This window comes from Mesobacillus sp. MER 48, from assembly GCF_023714225.1.
GTDB classification, from domain to species: domain Bacteria; phylum Bacillota; class Bacilli; order Bacillales; family Cytobacillaceae; genus Mesobacillus; species Mesobacillus oceanisediminis_A.
The window spans coordinates 573,600-585,734 of the sequence record NZ_JAMAUR010000003.1; the positions used below are offsets into that span (position 1 = coordinate 573,600).

Annotated in this window: 12 protein-coding genes; 3 read left to right on the forward strand and 9 right to left on the reverse strand. The window is 46.3% G+C overall.

Annotation, left to right across the window (positions count from 1 at the left end; translation table 11 throughout):
- Positions 1-212: 212 nt before the first annotated feature.
- Both speB and speE read right to left on the reverse strand, forming a co-directional pair.
- The gene (gene speB / locus M3593_RS14095; RefSeq protein ID WP_251542547.1) at positions 213-1,085 is read right to left on the reverse strand and encodes an agmatinase; all 873 of its coding nucleotides are present in this window, start codon (positions 1,083-1,085) and stop codon (positions 213-215) included.
- Positions 1,086-1,161: 76 nt separating this feature from the next.
- Positions 1,162-1,989 (reverse strand): spermidine synthase, encoded by an 828-nt coding sequence (speE, locus tag M3593_RS14100; RefSeq protein ID WP_251542545.1) that lies wholly within the window; start codon positions 1,987-1,989, stop codon positions 1,162-1,164.
- Between the two features lie 258 nt (positions 1,990-2,247).
- Here speE and M3593_RS14105 point away from each other — a divergent pair, with 258 nt between their 5' ends.
- Positions 2,248-4,311: a transglycosylase domain-containing protein gene (locus M3593_RS14105; RefSeq protein ID WP_251542543.1), complete on the forward strand. Its 2,064-nt coding sequence runs from the start codon at positions 2,248-2,250 to the stop codon at positions 4,309-4,311.
- A 182-nt stretch (positions 4,312-4,493) separates the two neighbouring features.
- On the opposite strand, the gene M3593_RS14110 is transcribed toward M3593_RS14105, so the two are convergent.
- Positions 4,494-5,006, reverse strand: a complete 513-nt coding sequence (locus tag M3593_RS14110; RefSeq protein ID WP_251542542.1) for a YwhD family protein — start codon at positions 5,004-5,006, stop codon at positions 4,494-4,496.
- A gap of 23 nt (positions 5,007-5,029) precedes the next feature.
- Positions 5,030-5,617, reverse strand: coding sequence for a site-2 protease family protein (locus tag M3593_RS14115; RefSeq protein ID WP_251542808.1), 588 nt, complete (start codon positions 5,615-5,617; stop codon positions 5,030-5,032).
- A 178-nt stretch (positions 5,618-5,795) separates the two neighbouring features.
- Here M3593_RS14115 and M3593_RS14120 point away from each other — a divergent pair, with 178 nt between their 5' ends.
- Positions 5,796-6,008, forward strand: coding sequence for a 2-hydroxymuconate tautomerase (locus M3593_RS14120; protein ID WP_349654853.1), 213 nt, complete (start codon positions 5,796-5,798; stop codon positions 6,006-6,008).
- A gap of 368 nt (positions 6,009-6,376) precedes the next feature.
- Here M3593_RS14120 and M3593_RS14125 read toward each other — a convergent pair whose 3' ends face one another.
- From M3593_RS14125 to M3593_RS14135, 3 genes are all read right to left on the reverse strand, one after another.
- Positions 6,377-6,892, reverse strand: a complete 516-nt coding sequence (locus tag M3593_RS14125) for a YwgA family protein (protein WP_251542540.1) — start codon at positions 6,890-6,892, stop codon at positions 6,377-6,379.
- An 18-nt stretch (positions 6,893-6,910) separates the two neighbouring features.
- Complete coding sequence (locus M3593_RS14130; protein WP_144479221.1) at positions 6,911-8,227, reverse strand: HD domain-containing protein; 1,317 nt, start codon at positions 8,225-8,227, stop codon at positions 6,911-6,913.
- Between the two features lie 228 nt (positions 8,228-8,455).
- A complete protein-coding gene (locus M3593_RS14135) occupies positions 8,456-8,677 on the reverse strand; it encodes a YuzB family protein (RefSeq protein WP_079506214.1) in 222 nt (73 codons plus the stop codon).
- Positions 8,678-9,010: 333 nt separating this feature from the next.
- Between M3593_RS14135 and M3593_RS14140 the strand changes: the two genes are divergently transcribed.
- Positions 9,011-9,871 carry an RsfA family transcriptional regulator gene (locus M3593_RS14140; RefSeq protein WP_251542538.1) on the forward strand — a complete coding sequence of 287 codons (861 nt, stop codon included), beginning with the start codon at positions 9,011-9,013 and terminating at the stop codon, positions 9,869-9,871.
- Positions 9,872-9,984: 113 nt separating this feature from the next.
- Here the strand turns inward: M3593_RS14140 and lipL are convergent, their stop codons facing one another.
- Both lipL and pta read right to left on the reverse strand, forming a co-directional pair.
- Positions 9,985-10,821, reverse strand: coding sequence for an octanoyl-[GcvH]:protein N-octanoyltransferase (gene lipL / locus M3593_RS14145; protein ID WP_144479225.1), 837 nt, complete (start codon positions 10,819-10,821; stop codon positions 9,985-9,987).
- A gap of 129 nt (positions 10,822-10,950) precedes the next feature.
- Positions 10,951-11,928: a phosphate acetyltransferase gene (gene pta / locus M3593_RS14150; RefSeq protein ID WP_144479227.1), complete on the reverse strand. Its 978-nt coding sequence runs from the start codon at positions 11,926-11,928 to the stop codon at positions 10,951-10,953.
- Between the last annotated feature and the right edge of the window lie 207 nt (positions 11,929-12,135).

Consider the following 12,135-nt stretch of genomic DNA (forward strand, 5'->3'; position numbering starts at 1 on the left):
GTTCCAGGCGTTTCGCTTTCCGCGGGGCTGGCGCTGAGCCTCCTCGTCGCTTTGCTCCTGCGGGGTCTCACCTGACCAGCTGCGCCCGCAGGAGTCTACGCGCCTTCCACTACAATCAACAGGGTTTAAAAATCAAACCTTCAGCTTTTAATAGAGCCGTAAATAACCATAAAAAAATGCCCCCTCAATAAAGGGAGCATTGCTTAACTTTCTTATTTTACAAATCCAAGCAGCATTTCACGTATGATTTTGCTAGCTGTGTTTGCGGTCATTTCGGATGTATCGTAGATTGGGGCTACTTCCACAAGGTCGGCACCTACTACATTGACTTCAGAGTTTGCGATCGCATGGATAGAAGCCAGCAGTTCCTTGGAAGTGATGCCGCCAGCGTCAACCGTTCCTGTTCCAGGAGCGTGAGCCGGGTCAAGAACATCGATATCGATCGTCACATAAACCGGACGGCCAGCAAGCTTCGGCAATACTTCCTTCAACGGTTCAAGAACCTCAAACTTGGAAATATGCATGCCCACTTCCTTGGCCCACTCAAATTCTTCCTTCATCCCTGAACGGATCCCGAATGAATAAACATTCTTCGGTCCGATGTGCTCAGCGATCTTACGGATTGGCGTGGAGTGTGACAATGGCTCGCCCTCATAATGCTCACGCAGGTCAGTGTGTGCATCAAAGTGAATGATGGCAAGGTCTTCATACTTTTTCGCGAATGCCTTCATGACCGGCCATGACACGAGGTGCTCGCCGCCCATTCCAAGCGGGAATTTTTCCTCAGCCAAAAGCTTGTCCACGTACTCCTCGATTAAATCAAGGCTCTTCTGGGCATTACCGAATGGCAGCGGGATGTCTCCTGCATCGAAGTAGTTAAGGTCTGCCATCTCGCGGTCAAGATACGGGCTGTATTCTTCAAGGCCGATCGATACCTCACGGATGCGGGTCGGGCCGAAACGTGAACCCGGACGGTAGCTGACAGTCCAGTCCATTGGCATTCCGTAAAGGACAGCCTTGCTTTCTCCATAGTTTGAATGGCTGCCGATAAACACATTGCCAGAATAGGCTTCATCAAAACGCATTGCAAACACCTCTTTTTAAAAATATTTTTACAGTAAAACGGCCCCCGGGAAACCGGGAAGCCGATTGAGATTTTGATTATTTTACAAGGTCGCCAACAAATTTAGGCAAGACGAAAGCTGCTTTGTGAAGCTCTTTCGTGTAGTACTTTGTTTCGATGTCGTGGAAACGCTCCTCGCCCACTTCAAGCGGATCGTGCTTCTTGGATCCAAGTGTGAATGCCCACATTCCGCTTGGGTATGTCGGGATATTCGCCACATAAAGGCGAGTGATCGGAAAGATTTCCTTTACATCCTTTTGAACGTTGCGAATCAGGTCAGCCTTGAACCATGGGTTGTCAGACTGGGCAACGAAAATTCCGTCTTCCTTCAGTGCCTTTGAAATTCCAGCGTAAAAGCCTTTTGTGAAAAGGTTCACCGCAGGGCCAACTGGTTCAGTCGAGTCAACCATGATGACATCATACTGGTTGTCGCTTTCGGCGATATGCATGAAGCCGTCGCCAACCTGGACATCGACGCGCGGGTCGTCCAGCTTGCCTGCGATTTCAGGCAGGTATTTCTTTGAGTACTCGATGACTTTCCCATCGATATCGACAAGAGTCGCCTTTTTCACGCTTGGGTGCTTAAGCACTTCACGGATGACACCGCCGTCGCCGCCGCCTACTACCAATACCTGCTCAGGGTTCGGGTGTGTGAACAACGGAATATGCGCAACCATTTCGTGGTAAACGAACTCATCTTTTACAGAAGTCATAACCATGTCATCAAGCAGAAGCATATTGCCCCACTCTTCTGTTTCAACCATGTCAAGCTTCTGGAATTCTGTCTGTTCTGTATGTAACGTCTTGTTCACTTTCATTGTAATACCAAAGTTTTCTGTCTGCTTTTCTGTAAACCAAAGACCCATTTTTCTTCCTTCCTTTCGGCAAAAAAATTTTCCGTTATGTTGCGGCGAATTTTTCATGGTGGGAGCCACTGACCAAATTTTATATGAATCAAGCATTGCGCTTACATTTATTTGTTATACTTCCCCAACATCACGAATACAAACATCAGAAAAAGTATAGTTGAATCTAGCAAAAATGCAAGCAAAATTTGATTCTATGTTTAAAAACAGCTGTTTTTTTTCATACTGATACTATCTATCTTTTTAGGGGGAAGCAGTATGGAGCTGATGACTGACCAGCGGTTTCGCAAAACAATCAAATATTTGCGTGCTTTGATCTTTTTCGGGCTTGCGGGGCTTGCATTGGCGATGATCGTCTATTTTTCGCTGATCGGCTATGCGAAAATCCAGGGTCCGCCCCCTCTCGCCGTGCCGCAATCGACCTTGTTATTTTCAAACGATGGGACGGTAATCGGCGAAAGCCATTCGGGACAGAAGCGCTATTGGGTGGCGCTCAAGGATATCTCGCCCCATTTGATCAATGCGACGGTTTCGATAGAGGATAAGACCTTTTTTACCCATAACGGGTTTGATTATAAGCGAATTGCAGGTGCCGCAATTGCGGATATGAAGGCAATGTCCAAAGTCCAGGGCGCGAGCACGATCACACAGCAGTATGCAAGGAACCTTTTCCTCGAGCATGATAAGACATGGTCACGGAAAGCGACCGAGGCGCTCTACACCTTGCGCCTTGAGATGAATTATTCCAAAGATGAGATTCTCGAAGGCTATCTGAATACGATTTATTACGGCCACGGAGCATACGGCGTCCAGGCAGCGAGCCTTTATTATTTTGGCAAGGATGCAAAGGATTTATCCCTGGCGGAAGCTTCCATGCTTGCAGGGATTCCGAAAGGACCAAGCATCTACTCGCCTTTTTCATCTATGGAAAAAGCAAAGCAGCGTCAGCAGACGATTTTAAATACAATGAAATCCAATGGGTATATCACAGAGCTTGCCGCGCAAAAAGCAGGCACGGAAAAGCTGAAGCTTGTCGGTGAGCACCAGCATAACCGGATTGGCACGGCACCTTACTTCCAGGATGCTGTTCAAAATGCACTCCGGAACTCGTTGAATTTTGATGACCGGACGATTTCACTCGGCGGTTTGAGGGTTTACACAACACTTGACCTTGAGCAGCAGGAAGTGGCCGAAAAATCGATCAGCAAAATGATCGCGACTGATTCAGAAATCCAGGCAGGATTGGTGGCGATGAATCCGAAAAATGGTTATGTAAAGGCACTCGTCGGCGGCAGGGATTATAAGGTGAGCCCTTTTAACCGGGCAGTGCAGGCTGTCAGGCAGCCAGGGTCGACGATGAAGCCAATCCTGTACTATGCTGCTCTCGAGAATGGCTTCACGCCGTCGACAACGATGAAAAGCCAGTTGACGACCTTCCTGTTCGATGATGGTCGTTCGGAGTATACGCCGCATAATTTCAACAATAAATACGCTGAAGAGGATATCACAATGGTGCAGGCCCTGGCATTGTCGGATAACGTCTATGCCGTAAAAACCCATCTGTTCCTGGGCGAGGATACGCTGATCAAGACAGCGAAGCGCTTTGGAATCAAGACAGAGATGGAGAAGGTTCCCTCTCTCGCCCTGGGTACCTCAGGCGTCAGAGTCATCGAGATGGCCAATGCATACAGCATTTTAGCCAATGGCGGGAAAAAAGTAGAACCAGTCCTGATCACAAAGGTCGAAAACCATAAAGGCGAGGTCATCTATGAATATGAGGGTGAAAAGAAAGAGGTATTGAAGCCCGAACTCGCATCGGTGATGACCCATATGCTGACAGGCATCTTCGATAAAAAATTGAATGGCTATTCTTCCGTGACAGGAAGCACGCTGATCAAAAAGATGACTCGGCCATACGCAGCAAAATCAGGCACGACAGAAACGGACAGCTGGATGGTTGGCTATACCCCGCAGCTCGTGTCGGCAGTTTGGACGGGATATGACAAAGGGAAACCGATTGAGCTGACCGTGGAAAAATCCTACGCTAAAAATATCTGGATGGATTTTATAGAAAAATCGCTCGACAATGAACCTGTCAAAAAATTCAAGGCAGCCAAAGGCACGGTCGCCGTCTATGTGGATCCCGCTAACGGAAACCTCGCCTCCGATGGCTGCCCAGTTAAAAGACTTACTTGGTTCGCGGCAGGAACCGAGCCAACCGAATATTGCACAGACCATCTTGCACACGAGGAGCATAAAGAAGAAACATCTGAAATGAAGAAAGAGAAGAAGCCTTGGTACAAGCGCTGGTTCGGATTATAGAACCACATATATCAAAAGAAAAACCCCGGAAGCATAGCTCCGGGGTTTTTCTCGTCCTAGCATAAAATGTGTTTTACGCTGTTATCAGTTTACTTTTTTTATTGAAATTGAGCAAGCCAGATATTGTCACTTGCTATCAAATGTCACAATTTAGACACTTTTTTAGAATAATTATCCAATCGCTACTCTGCAGATAAATCGGTCTTCAACTTCTCTTCAGACCGCTCCCACATTCCAGGGTCATGGTTCTTCAGGAAGTCTCTGAGAATTTTCTTGGATTTTTCATCCATATGGTCGACGATGATATGGCGCTTGATTGACTTGTCGAGACGGTTCACATGTTCCGGAAGCGATTTATAGCCACGGCGGATTTCACGGTTGACGGTCATTTCACAGGCAGTGACGCCAGCGTAATATGGCCCCTCTTCCTTCCTGTCAATTGTCACCCAGACAACCCAGTAGGCCTTGGCATCCGGCACTTCATTGCGGTCAGGAAGGAACTTGATGCCTTTTTCAACAGCACTTCGGGCATGCATTGCACCGACTTCAACAGCTGCCTCGCCTGCATCCACGTCAATGATGACCGGTGATACATTATCAAGTGTAAGGACGCCTTTACCAAAACCCTTATGGCCATCCATAGGGTCATTTTTTATAATATTGAAGCCAATATTCTTTCCCTTTTTTTCTTCCATGTTGGAACCCTCCTTAAAATGAATCAGAAAAACAAATTGTATATTCCATCAGTCACAGCCGGGATCAAATAGCTGAAAATCGGCTGGATTGTATATCGGTCAAGGGGTGTGATCACCAGGATCAAGAAAATGATTGAACCGTATGCTTCGTATTGTGTCATTTTTGCCCGGATGTCCACAGGTGCCAAATCCTCTATGATCCGGTAGCCATCAAGCGGCGGGAACGGCAGAAGGTTGAATACGAACAGCATCGCATTCAGCCCGATAAATATATTCAGGAATTCCAGGAAAAATTCCGGAACTCCCTGGGCCAAACCGAGCGTGACAAATATGTACCAGATTGCAAAAGCCAGGAACACAAGAATAAGATTGCTTATTGGCCCGGCAACCGATACAAGCACACCGGCAAGCCTGGGATTCTTGAACATGAATCGATTGACTGGAACCGGCCTTGCCCACCCGAATCCAGCGATAAAAATCAAGATAGTCCCCAGCGGATCCAGATGCTTGATCGGATTCAAGGTCAACCGTCCCTGTCTCTGGGCAGTCGGGTCGCCAAACTTATACGCCACCCAGGCGTGCGCGAATTCATGGACCGCGAAAGCGATCATCAAAGCTGCAGCTACAAACGGAATTTGTTCTAACGAATAGGGTAAGCTCACATTCCATTCCCCTTTTATTGTCTTTTCCCTAAAGTATAACCCATTCTCGTTGGAATGTGAAAAAGACAATCTTTCACCAGACTTGCGAATTTCCGCGAATTATGAAAAACTCAATTTAGATTTACATATCTTTCATTTTAAGGAGGCAAAACAAATGCCATACGTAACAGTAAAAATGATTGAAGGCCGCACAGAGGACCAAAAGAAAGCACTAGTTGAAAAGGTAACAGACGCTGTCAGCGAAACAACAGGCGCACCAAAGGAGAAAGTCGTTGTGTTCATCGAGGAAATGGCGAAGAACCATTATGCGGTAGCTGGCAAAAGGTTAAGTGACGAATAGGACTCCTAAAAGCTCAGAGAAATCTGGGCTTTTTTCTTTTTGTGCCCGTAAACCGTGATTTTCTCGTTTTACGTGCACATGTTTCCCTTTCTTGTGACCGTAATCCGTGATTTTCTCGTTTCACGGGCACATGTTTCCCTTTCTTGTGACCGTGATCCACGATTTTCTCTTTTCACGGGCACATGTTTCCCTTTCTTGTGACCGTGACCTCGGCTTCTCCTTTGCACGGGCACATGTTTTCCTATTATATGGCCGCCATTTCAATTTCACACCTCTAACGGTCGCATAATACCTTTTCTTTTTTTACATAAAAAAACCGAGCACAAAACCCTATAAGGGCCCATACTCGATTCCAAGTAAAAATCTGCTTATGCTAATAATTGCTTTGACTTGCTTTTCAAACTCGCGATATAATCATAAGCTTCATCAATTTCTTCGTCTGTGTATTTCTGGCTCTTTTTCACGGTCTGGATCTTCTCGCGTACTTCGGCTTCTGGCAAGTTATCAAAATATAAAACCGTGGAAACGAGTTCAAGGAATCTTGCATTCTGGTCGTTGATGTCGGTCAGGCAGTCGCCGAGGCATGGCATCTCGATGCTGTTTTCACCGAGGAATTCCTGGCCTGCTTCTGTCAGGGTGTAGCGGTATTGATAGTAGCCGCCTTTCTTTTCCTTCACTTCGTCGAGGAAGCCCATATTGCAAAGCTCCTCTACCCTAAGCGTCAGTTCTTCGGAATAGGGTCCGTAAAAATGGAACTGGAATCGTTCCTGGAATGGGAACTCCATCTTTTTGGCGATATAGATCATCTTCTGAAGCTTTTTCCTGCCGATGACTTCTCCAGAAACTGAAATGGCATGTATGATTTTAGCGTGGTCTTTTAACAAAACGAGTCAACTCCTGTATCAAATGGTCCCATTGTCTAAGTTCAGTTCAAGAATCTGTGCAATCTGCCTGATTTCAGGTCGGGCTTTTTCCCTTTCCAGGAAATCGGCAGGATAATAAAGTTTGTGGTCGGTCCTTCTTTTTCCGGAAATGGCGTCGACAATCTCTGACTCGCGTGAAAGTTCGCGGATTTCGCCGTTTTTCTTCAGCAGGTGGATTGGGAGGCGTTCTTCCTCCTCGCCAGGACGGTAAAAATCGTATGGAAGGTCTGATGATGAATCGACCACCAGGTAGTATTCAGGGTCAAGACCAGCCTGCTCGAATAACACAGAAAGCTTTGCCAGCTTCTTGTATTCTTTTGCAGGGTCGAACTCGACATATTTAAATAGATTTCGGTTATTGAAGCGGCGGCACAAATCGCTCAGGATCTGGTCCTCCTCTTCCTCCCATATCTGGAAATAATAGAGGAACACAGCTTCATCCAATTTTAAATAGTCTTGCAAAGTCATGCGGTCCTCAAAGATTGAGTAAAAATGGTGCGGTTTATGTTTAAATGTGTAGTTTTGCTCATGAAGGTGTTTGGCACGGTGCAGGATTTTCGTCAGGATGACCTCGGCACTCCTTGTCACTGGGTGGAAATAAACTTGCCAGTACATCTGGTAGCGGCTCATTATGTAGTCCTCGACAGCATGCATCCCGCTTTGCTTGATGACGACCTGGTCCTCGCGCGGGCGCATGACGCGCAAAATCCGTTCCATATCAAAATGTCCGTAGCTGACTCCTGTAAAATATGCATCCCTCTGCAGATAATCCATCCGGTCGGCATCAATCTGGCTCGAAATCAGGCTGATGACAAGCTTGTTCTCATAGGTTTTTTCGATCACTTCAGCAACCTTCTTCGGGAAATCTGCGGCAACCTTTGAAAGCACCTGATTCACTTCTGTATCGCCAAGGATGATTTCCCTTGTGAAATCCTCATGATCAAGGTCGAATACCTTCTCGAACGAGTGCGAAAACGGTCCATGGCCAAGGTCATGAAGCAGGGCGGCGCATAACGATAGCAGGCGCTCTCCTTCATTCCATTCAGGGCGGGATGCGAACGCATTGTCAACTATCCGCCGGGTGATTTCATAGACTCCCAGTGAATGGTTGAAGCGGCTGTGTTCAGCTCCGTGGAAGGTCAGGTACGTTGTGCCGAGCTGCTTGATCCTTCTCAGGCGCTGGAATTCCTTTGTCCCGATCAAATCCCAGATGACACGGTCACGGACATGGACATACCGGTGTACTGGATCTTTGAATACTTTTTCTTCAAGTAATTTTTCTTCCGAATATTCCATCGTTCTCCTTCTTCCTGATTAGCTTGTTTTTATTATAGCCTGTTTCATTCGTCAAATCATCTCGATTTTCTGCAATTTTTTACAAAAATTGCATACTGTTATTAAAATCCTATTCCCTTCATTCCAATATTCCCGGATGTATAAACTAGTTTGCAAGTTTGCGCGGGAAAAAAAATCACCTCTAAACGGTGGTTTAAAGGTGATTTATCTATTTTATAAGGAAAAAGTTTATTTAAGCTTCTTTTGCACTTTTTCCATGAGCTCTTCCTCAGACAGTGCAGCGACTGGCCGATTGTTGACGAATGCGAAAGTCTTCTTCCTGCCTGGTCCGCAGTAGGACTGGCAGCCGATGTCAACTGTTGCTTCAGGATCAAGCTGCTTGAGCTTCGGTATCAATGTTTTAAGGTTTACGGCCTGACAATCGTCGCAAACACGGAATTCGTTTGCCATTTAGGACAACCCTTTCTTTAAAAACTGTCCAGCTGCGCCGCCCCTCCAAGTGCCTTAGCAGGAATCCGGATTGCTGTCCCGATCCAGCTTTGCTTTATGGCTGACAAGGCGGTTGCGCTTTTCTTTAAGACTAAAGCGTATTTTACCTCTAATTGGACTTGAATGCAAGCTGTTGAACAGGCCCACTTGCTTATCTATCTATATGGAAAACACGTATTTCCCGCAAAAAATCTACTATCCTCCAATTATACGATGTATAAGGTTTCCAATTTCAGGACAAGATTGAAATAGAAGTTTCAATAGTTAACCAAAGTAAAAGGGAGTTGAAGAAGAATGAAAACACGCCAGGATGCCTGGACAGATGAAAATGATTTATTGCTGGCTGAAACCGTGCTCCGCCATGTAAGAGAAGGCAGCACCCAATTGAATGCTTTTGAAGAGGTGGGCGACAAGCTCGACCGTACTTCCGCTGCCTGCGGATTCCGCTGGAACGCCGTTGTGAGGCATAACTATGAAAAAGCCTTGCAGCTTGCCAAAAAGCAGCGTAAACAGAGACAGAGAATCCTAGGAAAAGATCAGGGCGGCAAGAAAAAACTGCTATACAACCCGCCGGTTCCAACATTGGATGAAAGTTTGACAGGATCGTTGCCAGCAGAAGAACTAACTGAAATGGCCCTGCCTACCTTCGACCTGTCCGTTCTTGAACAAGATGATAAACAGATCGATGCTGCACTCATGGCAGAAATGCAAGAATTAGTGAACAAGGAGAACGCGCAAAAGGATTACTCAGTGGAAACGGCTGAAGAAGTGTCCGAAATGCCGGTCCAGGCTGTACAAACACGAGTAACCCATACGGCACCTGTCCGTCACACTGTCCCGCCAACCGGCCTGACAATGGGACATGTCATCGCCTATCTGCAAAGCCTGAACGGCTCATCGCTGCAGGTTGATATTTATAAGAGCGAGAATGAAAGATTGAAGCGTGAAATCCATAGTTTAAGAAAACACAATGAAGAACTGCAGCAAAAAATCAACAGGCTTGAGGAAAATACGAACACCATGCAGGAAGATTACGAAACACTCATGAAAATCATGAACCGCGCCCGCAAGCTTGCCCTGTTTGAAGAAGAAGAGCGTCCGGCAACCAAATTCAAGATGGACCGCAATGGCAATCTCGAAAAAGTAGCCGAATAGATATCTAGTTATAAAATAAATAGATAATAGATGGAGAAGGAGACTTTGGCAGCTGCCCCCTCTTATGTTTTTTAAAAAAAGCCGGAAATCACAGATTTCCGGCTTTCATTGCATTAATCCAGGAATTTTTCATTCCGTTCGATGACACGATTATAATAATGATCAAAAAGCCCAATCTCGTCTCCGTTCAAATATCCTGAAGTGAGCTCGTTGCTGTTGGCATGCAGGAATGTCAAAAACCGCAGCATAACATCCTGAATGGTCAGCTCAATCCCGAATAATTCGGACAAGGAGGCCATGACCTCTGGCTGGACTTCCGGATAGGTGAATTTCGTGATCTCCCCTTTTTTGGCGCGATCGTAAAATCCACGGATCAATTCAGCCCTCTGGCTGCCGCTTCCCGTCACACAAAGATAGATTTGCACAGCTACCCCTTTTTTCAGGCGGCGTTGCGAGATGCCAGCGAATTTTTTACCGGCGATGCTCAAATCATAGCTTCCAGGACAATAGGAAGCAGAAATTTCCCTTGCCTCAATCTTTTTATTGAAGTCAGCGAACATCTCCTTGATCAATAACCACATAGCATCATAGCCGCGATTGATGTCAATCCCTTTTTCCTTTTCAGGTAAAATGAGTGAAAGATTCAGGACACCTTCGTCCAGCACGACAGCAAGTCCGCCTGAATTGCGGACGATATACTGATAGCCCTGCTCCTCGAGGTAGTCGAGACCTTCCTGGAGATGAGGAAGCCTTGTATCCTGGATTCCGAGGACAACTGTGTCATGATGGACCCATGCCCTTGCAGTTGCCGGTGACTGTCCTTTGCCGACCGATTCGCATAATGTATCATCCGTCCCGAATGACTGCAGGGCATGAAATTGCGTGCCGAGCGCCGACTGGTCGATCAATCTCCATTTATCCTGACGCAGTAAATTAAGCGCCTCATCCATCGTGGTTTCCTCTTTTCTATCTCTAGCTTTTTCGTTGATATTATAGCATATCTGGGCCGGCAGCTAATACGATAGCCGATTTAAAAAAGCCGATCGAAAAGTTCCGACCGGCTCAGAAATTCATTATTTTTACTTCGTAAGTGCCTGTGCTGCCGTTATGAGCGCAAGCTTGTACACGTCTTCTTCGCTGCAGCCGCGGGACAGGTCGTTTACCGGACGGTTCAAGCCCTGCAAAATTGGTCCAACTGCTTCGAATCCTCCTAAGCGCTGAGCAATCTTATAGCCGATATTCCCTGCTTCAAGGCTTGGGAATACGAAAACATTCGCATTGCCCATGATCACTGAATCGGGAGCTTTCTTTTCAGCAACAGATGGAACGAAAGCTGCATCGAATTGGAACTCTCCGTCAACGATTAATAATGGGTCGCGAAGCTTGGCTTCTTCGACTGCTTTGGACACTCTTTCAGTCTCAGGAGAAACAGCTGAGCCTTTTGTGGAGAAGCTAAGCATGGCCACGCGCGGCTCTACATCGAACATTCTTGCTGTCTTTGCACTTTCGACCGCGATTTCAGCAAGGTCCTGGCTGTCGGGAGCGATATTGATCGCGCAGTCAGCGAAGACATACTTCTCATCTTCACGTACCATAATGAAGACACCTGAGGTCTTGCGTACGCCTTCCTTCGTCTTGATGATCTGCAATGCCGGTCTTACTGTGTCCGCAGTCGAGTGTGCAGCACCGCTTACAAGACCATCTGCTTTATTCGAATACACGAGCATCGTACCGAAGTAGTTTTCATCGAGAAGGATTTTGCGCGCCTGCTCTTCTGTTGCTTTTCCTTTCCGTCTCTCAACGAATGCAGCGACAAGCTCATCCATCATCGCAAAATTGACAGGATCATAAATTTCTGCCGCATCCAACGAAACATTCATATCAGCAGCTTTCGCCTGGATCTGTTCAATATTCCCTACTAAAATTGGTGTTAATACTCCGTCTGCAGCCAGTCTTCCCGCTGCAGCAAGAATCCGTTCGTCGAGGCCTTCCGGAAACACGATCCGTAAATTTTGTCCGCTTAATTTGGCTTTTAAGCCTTCAAATAAATCACTCATGCTGACTCCTCCTTTTATCTATACTTATAGCATACTTTACCAGCCCTAAAATTCAAGAATGTTACCGTTTACAGCCCAGAAGTCTTTTTATTGAAAATTTTCAAGCATGTTTTTCCTGCCCCTTTTACTATTTGCAATCTTTAACAAAATATCCTTTTTCCCATCAGGATAAACAAACGGGGTTTATTAACATGACGAATGGCGAAA